A 15,840-nucleotide genomic window follows, 5' to 3' on the forward strand; every position below is an offset into this window, starting at 1 on the left:
CAGGGAAGCCGATATGAGCGACTAGTCCGCAAAGCTCGCTGCGATAGTGTTGCGGCCGCTCTGTCCATCGGGGTAGTGAGCAGGAGTGCATGCTTGACAGCGACGTTGCGGGTCGAGGGCCTCGGGTCGTTCCGCGCGATGGTCGACGGTGCCGAGGTCGATCTCGGGCCGCCGAAGCAGCGCGCCGTCTTCGCGGTGCTCGCGCTCTGCGCCGGCACCACCGTCTCGCGCGGGCAGCTCGTCGACCGGATCTGGGGTGAATCGCCGCCCACCACCGCGGCCGGCAGCCTGCACACCTATCTTTCCGGGCTGCGTCGCGCGCTCGGTGCGGCCCAGGGTCGCCTCGACAGCAGCCGGGCCGGTTACTGCCTGCGGCTCGGCCGGGACGAGTTCGACGTCACGGTGGCCGAGGACCGCGCCCGGGCCGCGGACTCGATCGAGGCGTACGAAAAGGCATTGGAGCCTTGGCGTACGGGCACAGCCTTCCCGGGCGTGCCGGGCCCGTTCGTCGCGCAGTCCCGTGATCGGCTGGCCGGGCTGCGGCTGCAGGTGCTGATCGAGCACGCCGAGCGGGCCCGGCCCGGCATGCTGCCGGAGGTGGTGGACCGGCTGCTCGCCGAGGTGCCGGCCAACCCGTTCGACGAGCGGCTCCGCGGCGCACTGATGACCGCCCTGCATCGGACCGGCCGCACCGCCGACGCCCTGGCGCAGTACGACGACCTGCGCCGCGGGCTCGCCGCCGAGCTGGGCATCAGCCCGTCGCCGACCACCCAGGGCCTGCACGCCGAGATCCTGGCCGACGACCAGCCGCCACCGGCGAAGCTGCGCCCGGCCCAGCTGCCGCACGACAACGACGCTTTCGTCGGCCGGGCCGAGGAACTGCTCACCCTGCTGACCCCGCGCCGGCGGATCGTCATGATCGTGGGTGTCGGCGGGATCGGGAAGACCACCCTCGCGATCCGGGCCGGGCACATGCTGCGCGACAGCCACCCGGACGGGCAGGTCTACATCAATCTGCGGGGCTTCGACCCGTCGCACTCGGCGCTCACCCCGGACGCCGCCCTGCACCAGCTGCTCACCTCGATCGGCGCGCGGCACGTCCCGAGCGGCCGCGAGGAGCGGGTCGCGCTGTGGCGCAGCATGCTGGCCGACAAGCGGATGCTGCTGGTCCTCGACAACGCCGCGTCCACCGACCAGATCGAGGACCTGCTGCCCGGCGGCAGTACCTGCTTCGTGATCGTGACCAGCCGCAACCGGCTCTCCGGCCTGGCCGTGCGGCACTCGGCGCACCGGGTCCCGCTCGGCGCGCTCAGCGACGACGAATCGCTGAGCCTGCTCAGCACGCTGATCGGGGCCGACCGGGTCGGGGCCGAGCCGGAGTCCGCCCGCCGCCTCACCGCGCTGTGCGACCGGTCGCCGTTCGCCCTGCAGATCGCGGCCGAGCAGGTCGCGTCGACCGCGAGCACCGGCATCGACGACCTGGTCCGGCAGCTGGCCGACGTCCAGCACCGGCTGGACACCCTTCAGCTGGCCGATGACGTGCTCTACTCCGTACGCGGCGTGCTGTCCTGGTCGTTCGCCGCGCTCGGCGAGGACGCGGCCCGGGCGTTCCGGCTGCTCGGGGTCTTTCCCGGGCCGAGCGTGACCCGGCTGACCGCGGCCACCCTCTTCGGGACGACGGTGGAGCAGGCCGCGCTGCTGCTGGACCGGCTCGACACACTCAGCCTGCTGGAGCAGGTCGACGACCGGTACACCATGCACGACCTGGTCCGGGCGTACGCCGCCGAGCTCGCCGGCGAACTGACCTCGGCCGAGCGCGGGGATGCCCTGGCCCGGGTCCTGTCCTGGTACCGCGTCTCGCTCGGCACGGTCGGCGATCGCCAGGTCGGCCGGGGTGCGCCGACCGAGCAACCGCGCACCGACGTCCCGCCGGCCGTCTTCGCCGGGCAGAGTGAGGCCCTGCGCTGGTGCGGCATCGAGTGGCAGAACATCACCGCGCTGGCCCGGCGGGCCGGCCGGGGCGGGCAGCACGACGCGGCCTGGCACCTGACGCTGCTGCTGTTCGACTACTTCTACGCGGCCGGCCGCCCGTTGGAGTGGCTGGAGCTGCTGCGGGTGGGGATGCGGGCCGCGGAGACGGCCGGCAACCGGGTGGCCCGCGCGATGATGTTCAACCATCGCAGCGTCGCTCACTCCCGGCTGGGCCAGAACGACACCGCGGTCGAGCAGTTGCGGCTGGGCCTGGAGCTGCTCGACCGGCCGGAGGACTGGCAGCACCGGATCAGCCTGCTCGGCAACCTGGCGTCGACGCTGCGCGAGGCCAAGGAGTACGACGCCGCGCGCGGCCCGGCCCGGGAGGCGCTGGAGCTGGCCCGCCGCGAGGGCATCGACTACTACCTGGCCGCGACGTACGACGTGCTGTGCGAGCTGAACGCCGAGACCGGCCGGTGGGCGGAGGCGATCGAGGACGGGTTGCCGGGCCTGGAGTACGCCCGCAAGTCCCGCAGCCAGCTCGTCGAGGCGAATCTGCTGATCAACATCGGGCTGGCCCGGCACGGTCTCGGCCGGCAGGAGGAGGCCGAGAAGGCGTTCACCGACGCGCTGCGGATCAGCACCGACGCCGGCGACCGCTACCACGAGGGGCTGGCCCTGTTCGGCCTGGCCAAGGTGGGCGCCGGCGCCGACCTGGCCCGTCGGGCGCTGGCCCTTTTCCAGGAGCTGGACGCCGAGGAGGCCGGCGAGGTGCGCAAGTTCCTGGCGGCGCTGACCTAAGCCGTCCGCTGCCAGATCAGGACGGCCTCGACCCGGTTGGCCGCACCGAGCTTGGTGAAGATCCGGTTGATGTGGTTCTTCACGGTCTTCGGCTGCACCTGGAGCAGTCCGGCGATGTCGGCATTGGACCGGCCGCGGCTGATCCAGTCCATGACCTCCGCCTCCCGGGGCGAAAGAGGGGTGAGCCGGCGTGCCTTGGCGGCCGGGTTGCCGTGCGGCACCACCGCGAGCCGATAGCGGGCGGTGGCCGGGTCCTTGTGCCGGGTCTGCGGCCCGGCCAGTCCGCTGAGGGCGTCGGCGAGCGCGCCGGTGGCCGGTGCGACCCCGCTGCCCGGCGTGATCACCACATCGACCGAGGGCAACCCGTCGATCTGTACGTCCAGGCCTTTGCTCGCGAATTCATGGCGGATGTGCGCGAGGATCTCCGGACTGGAGATCGCGATCCGCACCCGGCCCGGCTTGGCGTCAACGATGATCACGCCGGAAAGTCTGGTGTGCCCCTCTTCATGAATCCTTCACGCGATGACCGGACCGGTCACCCGCGCAGCCGAACCGGGTCCCGCAGAAGCCCGGTTTCGACCGTTCCGTCCGGGCGCACGGTGAACCGCCAGGTCGCGTCGCCGGGCCCGACGGCCACCACCGTCCACCGCCGCACCGGCTCGGCGAGCAGCCGTTCGACCTGGTAGACGTCGCGCCCGAGGGGCCGGTCGGCGAAGATCAGGATGCCGCGCTCGGCCTCCTCCAGCACCGGGGTCACCTCGACCAGCCGGGAGACATCCCACCCGCCGAAGTCGGGATCGGGCGGAAAGCCGACCCGGATGACCGGGCTCCCGGCCGTCCACGGGCTCGAGGTGAGCCGGCGCGACCACGACCGCGCCAGGTTGCGGGCGAGCTCGATGTCGCCGTCCAGGCCGATCAATCCGTCCGCCGCGGCCAGGTTGAGCAGCAGCCGGCCCGCGTCGATCGCGCCGGCTGAGACGAGCAGCGGGTACGGCTCGGCGACCCGGTCGTCCACCGCCGCCGACTCCAGCCACGGCAGCGACGCCAGCCAGGTGCGGCCGTTGTCCTCGGCGATCCAGCCGGGCGGCGGCGTCTCGTCCGGGGTGGTCAGTCGCAGCATCAGCGCGTCCGGGCCGAGGACCACCGCGCCGGCCGCCGGGACCGGCCGCTGCCACTCGGCGCACCCGGTGGCCAGGACGCGCAGCGCGTGGTCGACGGTCCAGGCGCCGGAGCGCTCGTAACTCATGGCGAAATGGTCGGTGGACAGCCGGTGACTGTCAACGCCGGGCCTGGGCCCTCGGGCCCACATTCGCGAACTTCGATCTGGACCCGGGCTCGCGGACGCTCCTACGTTCGTCAGCGTTGCTAGCACCATTCGAAGGGACACCCCGATGGCGAACCTCAACATCACCTACACGGAGATGTCGGACAGCGCGACCCGGATGCGCAACAACAAGAACGAGATCGACTCCCGGCTCACCGAGTGCAAGTCGATCGTGGACAACCTGACCGGCTCCGGCTTCGTCACCGACCAGGCGTCCGGCAAGTTCGACGAGGTCCACACCGAGTTCGTGAACGCGGCGAACGAGCTGATGGAGAACCTCGACCTGCTCTCCGAGTGGCTCGACAAGGCGGTCGAGGCGCTGCGCGACATGGACACGCAGCTCGCCGGTTCGCTGAACAAGTAAATCTGAGGGGTACGCCGTGCGCATGCTGATCACCCTCGCGTCGGCGCAAGCGTCGCCCGAGGCGTGGTCGGCCGACGTGGTCGTGGACGCCGATCCCGCCACCCCGGTGCGGGACATCGTCAAGAACCTGCTGGACAGCCTCGACATCGCGCATGCGCACGGCCCGATCCACCTCGACGACCAGCCGCTCGACCTCGGCCTGCCGCTGTCCGCCAGCGGCGTGCACGACGGTTCGGTGCTGTGGGTCGGCGGGCCCGGCCCGGCCGCGTACACGGCCGGCGGCCTGGTCACCATCCGGGCGGTGACCGGCGCCGGTGCGGGTCAGATCTGGTCGCTGGGCCCGGGCGAGCATCGGATCGGCTCGGCCGCGAGTTGTGCGGTCCGGCTGGACGGTCTGCCGGCGGTGGCCGCCGTCGTCCGGGTCACCTTCGACGCCGACGTGCACCTGCGGGGTGTCGCCGGCGGCCTGCTGCTGGACCGGGAGGAGTTGCCGGCCGGCGAGGTGGGATGGCGGGAGACGGCCCAGCTGATCGCGGGCGGCACCGCGCTGGAGGCGCATCCGGTCCTCTGTCCGGACGCGATGATCGAGCAGTCGCCGGACAGCGAATACCTCGACTACAACCGGCCGCCGCGGCTGCTGCCGCCGATGCGGCCGGACAAGTTCAAGATCCCGACGGAGCCGAAGGCGCCGAACCCGAACGCCCTGCCGTGGCTGGCCGCCGCGCTGCCGGCCGCGTTCGGCATCGTCATGTCGACCGTCCTGCGCAACCCGATGTACCTGATGTTCGCGGCGATGTCGCCGATCATGGTGGTCGGCAACTGGTGGTCCTCGCGCCGCCAGGGCGGCCGGAACTACCGTGGCCAGGTCGCCGAGCACAGGGCGCGGGTCGCCGCGATCGAGGCGGACATCGCCGAGTCGATCGTCCTGGAGCGCCGCGACCGCCGGGTCGCCGCGCCGGACCCGGCCGAGCTGCTGATCGTGGCCACCGGCCCGCGGTCCCGGCTGTGGGAGCGCCGGCGCACCGACCCCGACCACCTGGTGGTCCGGATCGGCGTCGCCGACCTGCCGAGCGCGATCCGGGTCGAGGCGGCCGGGCAGGACCGGCAGACCGAGCGACGGCTCAACGACGTACCCGTCGCCTTCTCCATCGTGCAGGCCGGCGTGGTGGGCGTGGCCGGCCGCGGCGAGTGGCCGCGTCGCCTGGCCCGCTGGATGGCTGGTCAGCTGGCCGTCGCGCAGAGCCCCCGCGACCTGCAGCTCTACGTGCTCACCGACCCGGCCGGCGGCAACCTGTGGGAGTGGGCGGCCTGGCTGCCGCACACCCGCCCGCTGCTCGGCCAGCAGACCCTGACGCTGCTCGGGATGGACGCCGAGACGATCGCCCGCCGGATCGCCGAGCTGATCGAGCTGATCGAGGCCCGGCGACAGGCCCGGCTCAACGCCGGCTCGCACGTGGTGAGTGGCGACCCCGACGTGGTCGTCGTGCTCGACGGCGCACGCCGGCTGCGCTCGTTGCCCGGCGTGGTCTCGATCCTGCTCGGCGGCCCGGCCGTCGGCGTCTACTTCGTCTGCGTGGACAGCGACGAGCGCACCCTGCCGGAGGAGTGCACCACCGTGGTGGTCGGCGGCGACGGTCTGCCGACGACGCTGCGCCAGCAGCGGGCCGCGATGATCGAGGGCATCCGGGTCGACGAGGTGGTCGACGGCTGGTTCCCGGCCACCGGCCGGCGACTGGCCCCGGTCCGCGACGTCAGCGACACCCACGGCGACGCCGCGCTGCCGGGCGCCGCCCGCCTGCTCGAGGTGCTGGGCCTGGAGGATCCGTCGCCGGCCGGGATCAGCGCCCGCTGGACGGCGTCGCCGCGCAGCACCCGCGCGGTGGTCGGCTACAGCCTGGACGGGCCGTTCGCGCTCGACCTGGTGCAGCACGGCCCGCACGGCCTGGTCGCCGGCACCACCGGCTCCGGCAAGTCGGAGTTCCTGCAGACCGTGGTGGCGTCGCTCGCGGTGGCGAACCGGCCGGACGCGATGAACTTCGTGCTCGTCGACTACAAGGGCGGCGCCGCGTTCAAGGACTGCGTCGACCTGCCGCACACCGTCGGGATGGTCACCGACCTCGACACCCATCTGGTCGAGCGGGCGCTGACCTCGCTCACCGCCGAACTCACCCACCGCGAGCACCTGCTCGCCGCGGTCGGCGCCAAGGACCTCGAGGACTACGTCGACTACTCGACCCGGCGGGCGGTGCCGGAGCCGATCCCGCGGCTGCTGATCGTGATCGACGAGTTCGCCTCGATGGCCCGCGAGCTGCCCGACTTCGTGACCGGCCTGGTCAACATCGCGCAGCGCGGCCGGTCGCTCGGCATCCACCTGATCCTGGCCACCCAGCGCCCGAACGGCGTGGTGAACGCGGAGATCCGGGCCAACACCAACCTCCGGGTCGCGCTGCGGGTGACCGACGCGGGGGAGAGCGCCGACGTGATCGACGCCCGGGAGGCGGCGAGCATCTCGGCCGCGACGCCGGGCCGCGCGTACGCCCGGCTCGGGCACAGCTCGCTCATCCCGTTCCAGACCGGCCGGGTCGGTGGCCGCCGGCCGCAGCAGAACCAGGCCGAGGCGGTGATCGCGCCGTTCCTGCACCCGGTGAGCTGGCTCGACCTGGGCCGCCCGGTGCCGCAGCGGCCGCGGGTCGCGGGCGAGACCGACGAGGCGACCGACCTGTCGGTGCTGGTGGCGGCGATCCGGCAGACCAACGACATGCTCGGCCTGCGCGCTCAGCGCCGCCCGTGGCTGCCCGCGTTGCCGCTGGTGACGGTGGCCGACCTGGAGTCCTTCACCTGGGCCGTGCAGGACCTGCCGCGCACCCAGCAGCAGGTGCCGCTGACGATCGACCTCGCGACCTTCGACCACCTGCACATCATCGGCGCGCCCCGCTCGGGACGGTCGCAGGCGCTGCGCACCATCGCGGCGGCCGCGGCGGCCTCGTCGAGCGTGGCCGACCTGCACCTCTACGGGCTGGACTGCGGCAACGGCGCGCTGTTGCCGCTCACCAAGTTCCCGCACTGCGGCGCGGTCGCGCAGCGCACCGACGTGGAGCGGTCCAGCCGCCTGCTGCGCCGCCTGCACGAGGAGGTGCAGCGCCGGCAACGGGTGCTCGGCGAGGGTGGCTTCGCCGACGTGACCGAGCAGCGTGCGGCCGGCCCGGCCGGCGAGCGGCTGCCGCACATCCTGCTGCTGCTCGACCGCTGGGAAGGGTTCATGGGAACCCTCAGCGAGCACGACAGCGGCTCGCTGACCGACCTGATCTACATCCTGATGCGCGAGGGCGCGAGCGCCGGCGTCCACCTGATCGTGGCGGGCGACCACAGCCTGCTCAGCGGCCGGATGAGCTCGCTGTGCGAGGAGAAGCTGGTGCTGCGGCTCTCCGACCGCAGCGACGCGACGATGGCCGGGCTCAACCCGCGGAAGATCCCGGAGAACCTGCCGCCGGGCCGCGGTTACCGGTCGAACAGCGCGACCGAGGTGCAGGTCGCCCTGGTGGCGGCCGACCCGAGCGGCCCGGCCCAGGTGGCCGCGATGCACGCGCTGGCGGCGCAGCTGACCGAGCGCGAGGCGGCGGTCCCGGCCCAGTTGCGCCCGGGCAAGATCGCGGCGATGCCCAGTCAGCTGACCTTCGAGCAGGCCTGGAAGTCGGTCGGCACCCCGCGCCCGGGCTGGGCCCTGGTCGGGGTCGGCGGCGACGAACTGGCGCCGATCGGCATGGACCTGCTCGGCGACCAGCCGACCTTCCTGATCGCCGGGCCGTCCCGCTCCGGCCGCAGCACCGCGTTGCGGGTGATGGCGGAATCGTTGCTGCGCTCCGGCACCGAACTCGTCATCGGCGCTCCGATGCGGACCCCGCTGCTCGACCTCGCGGGCCGGCCCGGCGTGCGCGGCGTCATCACCGGTGACAGTCCGACCGAGGAGGACTTCGCCGCCCTGCTGGGCGCGGGGGAGGACCCGGTCGCGTTGCTGATCGACGACGCCGAGGCGTGGCGCGACGTGACCTGCCGGGACTACCTGCGCCAGCTGATCCGCAGCGCGTCCGGCAAGCGGCGGGCGATCGTCATCGCCGGCGAGATCTCGTCGGTCGCGATGGGCTTCTCCGGCTGGCAGGTCGAGATCAAGAAGAACCGGCGCGGTGCGCTGCTCTCCCCGCCGACCCTGAGCGCCGGCGATCTGGTCGGCGTCCGGTTGTCCCGGGCACACCTGGCCGAGCGGGTGGTGCCCGGCATGGCCCGGGTGCATCTCGGCGACGGCACCCTGCAGACCGTTCAGATTCCAAGTACGGAAGCGGTGATGTGATGGCCGACATCGTGGTCAAGGACCTGGCCGACCTGGCCCGGGACCTCAGCGACCTGATCAGCCAGTTCGAGGGCGCGCTGGACTTCCAGGACGAGTTCAAGGGCCAGTGGGGCCAGCTCAACGCGAACCTGTCGATGGGTGACTTCGCCGACAACTGGACCGGCAGCCGGGACAAGATGGTCGAGGCCATGAAGAAGTTCCGCGACTCGGTCGAGGGCGCCGACCAGGCATGGGCCGAGGCCGAGGCGAAGATGGTCGCCAGCCTCGAGGAGGGCGACAAGTGAGCGACGGCCGCCTCGGCACCCTCCGCAAGGCCGATCCGGCCGAGATCGATGCCGCTCAGAAGCGCTACGAGCACATCTCGATGACCATCGACGACGCGGTCGCCAAGCTGCAGAAGATCGTCGACGCCGGCGACGAGGGCCTGCGCGGCCAGTGGGTGGAGCCGCTCAAGGAGGACGCGCAGTCCCTCAAGGACAGCCTGACCAAGGCCGCGGTCCGCTACCGCGACGTCGCGACCGAGGCCAAGAAGTACGAGCCGGACCTGCAGCACGCGATCGACGAGGTGAACGCGGCCGAGCGCGACGAGTCGGCCGGGACCGACGCGCTGACCAGGGCCAACGGGTTGCCCGACCCGCAGAAGGACGCGGACGGCAACATTCCGCCCACCGAGGCGCAGAAGGGCACCGACAAGCAGCGCGCGCAGGACGAGGCGAACGCGTCGGTCAGTGCGGCCAAGAGCCGGCTGACCGGTGCGCTGGACGCCCTCGACGTGGCCGGCAAGCGCTTCGGCGACGCGGTGAACTGCAAGAACTACGACGACGGCCTGACCGACAAGATCAATTGGCGGGTGATGGCCATCTTCAAGAAGATCAGCGAGATCTTCGGGATCATCGCGATGGTCCTGACCGCGCTGGCCTTCCTGATACCCGGGCTCAACGTGCTCGCGATCGGCGCGTTCGCGGCCGGCGCGGTGCTGCTCATCGCCGACAGCGTGCTGCTCGGCGGCGGGGACGGCAGTGTGCTCAGCGTCGTGCTCGACGCGGTCGGCCTCGGGTTCGCCGGCCTCGGCGCGGCGTTCGGCGCCTTCAGCAAGTCGATCGAGGGCTTCAGCAAGTTCCTCAAGGGACTGCCGTACCTCAAGTTCAAGCCGGGCGTCGGCCCGAACGGGCAGATCATCGAACTGTTCGACTTCAGCAAGCCGCTCGCGATCGGGGCCGGCCGGCCCGGCTTCTTCGACATCGCGAAGACCTGGCTGAACGGCCTGTTCGACCTGAACTCGCTGAAGAACCTCAACTTCCTCAGCGGCCTGTCCGCGTTCGGCGGCTTCTTCAGCGGCGGCGCCAACGGCCTCAAGTGGATCTTCGCGTCCTGGGGTGGCATCAACCAGATCTTCAACCTGGGCGCCGGCCTGATCATCGCCGGTCTGCAGGCCACCTCGAACCCCGCCTTCGAGAACGCCTGATGACCGCGCAGCAGCTCGGCCTCGACGTCTCCTGGTACTGGGACTGGGTGCCGGCCGACCCGGCCGCGGCGGCCGACTGGACCGCGTCGCTGGCGACCCTGCTCGACGAGTGGGTCGGTGCGCAGGTGGCCGCGGCCCGGGCCGCCTGGACCGAGGACGGGGAGTTCCCGTTCACGGCCGGCGAGATGGGCACGGCGGTGGCCCGGGACCTGCTCGAGCGGGCCGCCGGCCTGCCGGCCAACTGCCGCCTGATCTGGGGAGCCGGGTTCGTCGGCGACCAGCCGCGCTGGCTCCCGCTCCTGGTCCTGGCGGAGTTCCGCCGGGCCCGGCCGGAAGACCCGGCCTACCTGATGGCCACGGTGGGTGCGGAGGGTTTCCCCGAGGACGTACGCGAACCGGCCGTCGACTACGTGACCACCGAGAACGGCGACGGCGTCCGGGTGGTCGCACTCGCCCGTTCCGAGGGTGAGGGCCTGCACGGCCGGGTCAACGCGGCGCTGCGGATGGAAGGCCCGGCCGGTGACATCGACGTCCTGCTCACCACCCGGGTCGGCGGCCTGGACAAGCTGGCGGTGATCGGCCCCGCGGTGGAAGCGGTGATGCACATGATCGCCGCCGACCCGCCGCGGTTCGTGCCGCCGGCCGAGGAGGACCCCGCGTGATCGACTTCGAGCTCATCATCCCCGAGGGCTGGGTGCACGTGCCCACCATGCCCGGGCTGAGCCGGCTCCGGGAGCGAACCATCGAGGCGATCGTCCGGCACGCCCTGCCCGACACGCTGCCCCGGGACAAGGCCGGACCGTGGCGGCGGATGCTCCGCCGCGAGCTGACCGACGCGACCGACGAGGCCGAACGGCAGGGCGCCCGCGCGGTCGTGCTGCCGGTGCAGGAGCTGCACGGCATGCGGCTGCCCGGCACGATGCTGCTCTCGGTGCTGGAGGACGGCGAGGAGACGCAGAACCCGCGGTCGGTGCTCGACTCGATCCTTGCCGACGCCGGCCCGGACGGGATGGCGCTGGAGCTCGGTGGCTGCCCCGCGGCCCGGATCCGGCAGATCGTCGAGAGCGGCCCGATCAAGCGCAAGGCTCCGGCCGTACGCATCAGTTATTTCGTGGCCGCACCCGGCGCTCCCGGCGTGTGGGCCGTCCTGACCTTCACCGTGCTGAGCGACGGTGACGTCGACGCCGCCCCGGTGCAGGCGATCGTCCTGCTCTTCGACGCGGTCGTCGCCACCCTGCGCTGGGCCGACGACGTCGACGTCCCGACGGAGGACGAACTGCTCGCGCAGGTCCCGCAGTGATCCGCCCGACCCGCCCGGTGGTGCTGGGTGTCGTGCTCGCGCTCGCCGTGCTGACCGGTGCCGGTGGCTTCGCGGCCCGGCAGGCGGCCAACGCCGCCGCGCCGCTCGAAGGCAACCAGCTCTCCGCGGCCGACGCCCGAATCCTGGTCGGCGCCGCGTCCTCCTGCTCCGCGCTCACCCCGGCCCGGCTGGCCGGCCAGGTCATGGTCGCCTCGCACTTCGGCAGCCAGCCGGTCGACGACATGCGCGACGGCGGCGCGACCGGCGTGGCCGCGCTGACCCCCGCGCAGTGGCAGCAGAACGCGCCGTGGTCCGGCGCCGACCCGGCCGACCGGACCGCCGCCATCACCGCGCTCGCGCATCTGATGTGCCGGCTCGTCGGCCAGTCCCGGGCGGTGAAGCTGGCCGAGGACCCGTGGCGGGTCGCGCTGGCGGCGCACCGGCTCGGCATGGACAAGGTGGTCGCGGCGGGCGGCATCCCCGACCCCACCAAGGACTATGTGGACCGGGTGGCCCGCTACGCCGACTGGTACGCCCTGCAGCCCGCGCTCGGCGGCGGCCCGGCCTCGCCCGCGCCGACCGCCGGCTACCAGGCCGGCGGCGCGGTGACCCCGGTTCCGGACGCGTACGCCGCGGCGGTCGTCGACGCCGGGAAGATCTGCTCCGGCATGCCGCCCGCCCGGATCGCCGCCCAGATCATGGCCACCTCCGGCTTCGACGCCGGCAAGCTCGGCCCGGCGGGGGAGCAGGGCATCGCGCAGTTCCTCCCGCAAGTCTGGTCGGACACGGTCCAGGACGCCGACCGCAGGTCCCCGTGGGATCCGGCCGCGGCCATCCCGGCCCTCGGCCGCACCATGTGCAAGCTGCTCGACCGGGCCGGCGGGCAATACCCGCCCGCGCTGGTCGCCTTCAACCCGTCCGCCGCCACCTCGGCCGACGCGGTGACCAAGGCCCAGGCCGAGTACGCCAAGGACGGCCGCCTTCAGGCCGCGAAGACGCCCACTACCGCGCCCGCGTCCGCCCCGGCCGCCAAACCGACCTCGGCCAAGCCCGGCAAGACGAAGCCCACCAAACCGGCCCGGTCCAACCAGCCGGCCGTCAAGGCGGCCGACGTCGCCGGGGGCAACTACGGCCCGTACTTCATCCTGAACTTCGCCACCAAGATGTGCGTCGACCTCTCCGGTTACGGCGCCGGCCCGCGGGACGGCCCGGTCACCCAGTTCACCTGCAACAAGACCGGTGACGACAACCAGGAGTGGACGTTCGAGCCGCGGGCCGTCGACGGTGACGGCTACCAGCTCTACTGGATCCGCAACACCGACGACGGGTTCTGCATCGACCCGCCCGGTGCCGAGGCGGTGACGTCCGGCGCGGAGCTCAGCGAGACCGGCTGCTTCGACCAGGACAACCAGTACTTCCGGCTGGAGCCGAAGCGGACCGCGAACGGCTTCACCTACTACTGGCTGCGCAACACCGTCGCCAACATGTGCATCGACGTCCCCGGCCCGGGCAACGGCGGCGCCGACCTCCGGCTCGCCCTCATCCCGTGCCTGGCGAACGACGACCACGACTGGGCGCTCGTCGAGAAGACGGAGTGGTGACCGCGATGATGCTTCGCGCACTGGCGGCGGCCGCGCTGGTCGTCCTGCTCGCGGCGCCGGCCCAGGCCGCGCCGCCGGCCAACCAGGTCTACTACACGGTCACCGCTGCCTACCAGGGTGCGCCGGAGACGCTGTGGGAGATCGCCACCCGCTTCCTGGGCAACTCGGCCCGGGCCGGCGAGATCCTCGAGCTGAACTCGGGCCGGGTCCAGCCGGACGGCGACCGCCTCGCCGACGCGGGCCGCCTGCACGACGGCTGGATCCTGGTCCTGCCGTGGGACGCGGTCGGCACCGAGCTGCACTACGGCCCACTGCCGTCCGCGGCCGGCTCGTCGTCGGGCTGCGAGCGGCCGAACGGCACCCCCGCCGCGGCGGCCTGGGGCCAGACCCTGCTCGCCCCGGCCAAGGCCTGGCCGGTGGCGAACGGCGCGGGCGTCAAGGTGGCGATCATCGGCTCCGGAGTGGACGGTGCCACCCCCGAACTGGCCGGCCGGGTCACCGCGGGCGCCGACGTCGGGGCCGGCGCGGGCCGCGCCGACAACGCCTGCGACGGCTCCGGAACGGCCCTGGCCGGCCTGGTCGCCGGCAACGACGACACGTTCGGCGTCGCCCCCGGCGCGCGGATCATCCCGATCAAGGTGGGGGCCGGCTCGCAGCAGCTGGCCACCGCCATCGACGTCGCGGTCGCCGCCGGCGCCCGGGTCATCCTGGTCACCGCGGGCGACGCGGCCGACGCGGCGGTCCGGGCCGCGACCAGCGAGGCGATCTCCCGCGACGTGGTGGTGGTGCTGCCGGTCTCGACCGGCGGCACCCAGGCGGACGGCCTGCTCCGGGCCGGGGCGATCGGCGAGGACCGGCGGGTGGCCGAGGAGTATCCGGCCGACCGGGTCGACGTGCTGGCCCCCGGCGTGGAGGTGGCCAGCATCGGCGGCGCCGTCACCGGCCCCGAATTCGCGGCCGCATCGGTGGCCGGCACCGTCGCCCTGGTCCGCTCGGCCCACCCCGAGCTGCACGCCGCCGACGTGACCCGGCAGGTGCGCAGCACGGCCACGGACGGCGTGGTCAACCCGGTGGCCGCGGTGACCACGGCCCTTCCGTCCGGCGTCGGCGTGAACGCCGCCGACGTGAAACCGACGAGCAGCCTGGGCACGTTGAGCCAGGTGCTGCTGTGGATCGCCGTCGCCCTGGCCGTATGCCTGCTCCTGCCGTTCGTGCTGCAGCGCCCGGCGCGCCGGCTGGCCGGACTGGCGAAGCGGGCCTGGGCCAAGCGACAGGCCCAGCGGGCCCGAGCCCGGATGCTCGACGACGGCGACAACGACCCGTTCTGGGAGCCGCCGTCGACCGCGTCGTCCGAGGACCGGGACGAGATCACCGAGGTCATCCACCCCGCCCGGTAACGGCGTTCATTTTCGGTCACCGACCGCCCGGCCAGAGCTACGGCCGGGCGGTCTTTGCATCCTTGGGAATAGATGGTTACCGATCCTTGACTCAATTGAAACAAGTGGATACGGTCCCGAGTCAGGAAAGCGCTTACCTGCCCCGCCCGTCCTCAGCGGGCCGCTCCCCCGGTCTGGGTGAACAACCGCATCGGAGGTCCCCCAATGTCCACCCACGCTTCCCGGCGCTCCTGGCGCACCCCCCTGGCCGCTGCCGCCACCGTGGCTGCTGCCGCCGTCGCCTTTCTCGCCTTCGTTCCCGAGGCATCCGCCGCCACCTTCAACCAGGAGGGGTGGTCCACCCAGGGTGGTGGCACCACCGGCGGCTCGACCAGCACCACGGTGACCGTGACCAGCCTGTCCGCGCTGACCACCGCAGCGAAGGCCAGCACGTCGCAGACCGTCTATGTGAACGGCAACTTCAGCTGCTCGGCCGACGTCACGGTCGCGGCCAACAAGTCGATCGTCGGCGTCGGATCGAGCTCCGGGCTGACCGGCTGCGGGTTCAAGATCAATGATGTCAACAATGTCATCATCCGGAACCTGAAGATCGCCAAGGTCAAGGCCGGCACCGGCAACGGCGACGCCGTGCACATCGACGGTGCCACCCACGTCTGGGTCGACCACAACGACCTGTCCAGCGACACCACCAGCGGTACCGACTACTACGACGGCCTGATCGACATCACGCACGCCGCCGACTACATCACCGTGTCCTGGAACTACGAGCACGACCACATCAAGTGCAACCTGCTCGGGCACAGCGACAGCAACGCCTCCGAGGACACCGGTCACCTGCGGGTCACCTACCACCACAACTACTTCCGCAACTGTGACCAGCGTGGACCGCGGGTTCGCTTCGGCAACCCGGTGCACGTCTACAACAACTACTACTACAACAGCGGCACGTACGGCATCGCCAGCACCTGCAACGCCGGCGTGTACGTCGAGCGCAACTACTTCGAGAACACCCCGAACTCGGTGGTCACCGCGACCGGGTCCTCGCCCTCCGGCAACGTCAAGGTGCTCAACAACTACCTCGTGAACTCCGGCGCGGAGCAGGTCCGCAACGGCGCGAGCGTGGCTGCGATCCCCTACGCCTACACGGTCGACGCGAACAGCAGCGTCAAGTCGATCGTCACGGCGAGCGCGGGCACCGGCAAGATCTGATCCCTCCGTCCCCCCAAAAGTGAAGCCGGGAGGCAGCCACCGCGCCTCCCGGCTTCACACTGT

12 protein-coding genes are annotated in these 15,840 nt (G+C 72.2%); 10 read left to right on the top strand and 2 right to left on the bottom strand.

All coding sequences use genetic code 11. The features are described 5' to 3' along the window. Positions 1 to 93: 93 nt before the first annotated feature. Positions 94 to 2,772, top strand: a complete 2,679-nt coding sequence (locus tag Adu01nite_RS25295; RefSeq protein WP_203729955.1) for an AfsR/SARP family transcriptional regulator — start codon at positions 94 to 96, stop codon at positions 2,770 to 2,772. Here the strand turns inward: Adu01nite_RS25295 and Adu01nite_RS25300 are convergent. Continuing rightward, positions 2,769 to 3,251, bottom strand: a complete 483-nt coding sequence (locus Adu01nite_RS25300; RefSeq protein WP_203729956.1) for a response regulator transcription factor — start codon at positions 3,249 to 3,251, stop codon at positions 2,769 to 2,771. The genes Adu01nite_RS25295 and Adu01nite_RS25300 overlap by 4 nt on opposite strands. A gap of 56 nt (positions 3,252 to 3,307) precedes the next feature. After that, on the bottom strand, positions 3,308 to 4,018 hold the full coding sequence (locus Adu01nite_RS25305) for a hypothetical protein (protein ID WP_203729958.1): 711 nt from the start codon (positions 4,016 to 4,018) through the stop codon (positions 3,308 to 3,310). A 145-nt stretch (positions 4,019 to 4,163) separates the two neighbouring features. On the opposite strand from Adu01nite_RS25305, the gene Adu01nite_RS25310 reads away from it, so the two are divergent. From Adu01nite_RS25310 to Adu01nite_RS25350, 9 genes are all read left to right on the top strand, one after another. Next, positions 4,164 to 4,460: a WXG100 family type VII secretion target gene (locus tag Adu01nite_RS25310; RefSeq protein ID WP_203729960.1), complete on the top strand. Its 297-nt coding sequence runs from the start codon at positions 4,164 to 4,166 to the stop codon at positions 4,458 to 4,460. Positions 4,461 to 4,482: 22 nt separating this feature from the next. Then, a complete protein-coding gene (locus tag Adu01nite_RS25315; protein WP_203729961.1) occupies positions 4,483 to 8,805 on the top strand; it encodes an FtsK/SpoIIIE domain-containing protein in 4,323 nt (1,440 codons plus the stop codon). Next, positions 8,805 to 9,089, top strand: coding sequence for a hypothetical protein (locus Adu01nite_RS25320; RefSeq protein WP_203729963.1), 285 nt, complete (start codon positions 8,805 to 8,807; stop codon positions 9,087 to 9,089). Before Adu01nite_RS25315 ends, Adu01nite_RS25320 begins: the two co-directional genes overlap by 1 nt. Then, positions 9,086 to 10,270, top strand: a complete 1,185-nt coding sequence (locus tag Adu01nite_RS25325; protein ID WP_203729965.1) for a hypothetical protein — start codon at positions 9,086 to 9,088, stop codon at positions 10,268 to 10,270. The genes Adu01nite_RS25320 and Adu01nite_RS25325 overlap by 4 nt, the downstream gene beginning before the upstream one ends. Next, positions 10,270 to 10,932: a hypothetical protein gene (locus Adu01nite_RS25330; protein WP_203729967.1), complete on the top strand. Its 663-nt coding sequence runs from the start codon at positions 10,270 to 10,272 to the stop codon at positions 10,930 to 10,932. Before Adu01nite_RS25325 ends, Adu01nite_RS25330 begins: the two co-directional genes overlap by 1 nt. After that, positions 10,929 to 11,570, top strand: coding sequence for a hypothetical protein (locus tag Adu01nite_RS25335; RefSeq protein WP_203729969.1), 642 nt, complete (start codon positions 10,929 to 10,931; stop codon positions 11,568 to 11,570). Before Adu01nite_RS25330 ends, Adu01nite_RS25335 begins: the two co-directional genes overlap by 4 nt. Further along, positions 11,567 to 13,171 (top strand): RICIN domain-containing protein, encoded by a 1,605-nt coding sequence (locus Adu01nite_RS25340; protein WP_203729971.1) that lies wholly within the window; start codon positions 11,567 to 11,569, stop codon positions 13,169 to 13,171. Before Adu01nite_RS25335 ends, Adu01nite_RS25340 begins: the two co-directional genes overlap by 4 nt. Before the next feature lie 5 nt (positions 13,172 to 13,176). Then, positions 13,177 to 14,568, top strand: a complete 1,392-nt coding sequence (locus tag Adu01nite_RS25345) for a S8 family serine peptidase (RefSeq protein WP_275414696.1) — start codon at positions 13,177 to 13,179, stop codon at positions 14,566 to 14,568. Positions 14,569 to 14,772: 204 nt separating this feature from the next. Next, positions 14,773 to 15,777 (top strand): pectate lyase family protein, encoded by a 1,005-nt coding sequence (locus Adu01nite_RS25350; RefSeq protein WP_203729973.1) that lies wholly within the window; start codon positions 14,773 to 14,775, stop codon positions 15,775 to 15,777. Positions 15,778 to 15,840 lie beyond the last annotated feature (63 nt).

Origin of the sequence: Paractinoplanes durhamensis, assembly GCF_016862175.1 — a bacterium.
Taxonomy (GTDB): Bacteria; Actinomycetota; Actinomycetes; order Mycobacteriales; family Micromonosporaceae; genus Actinoplanes; species Actinoplanes durhamensis.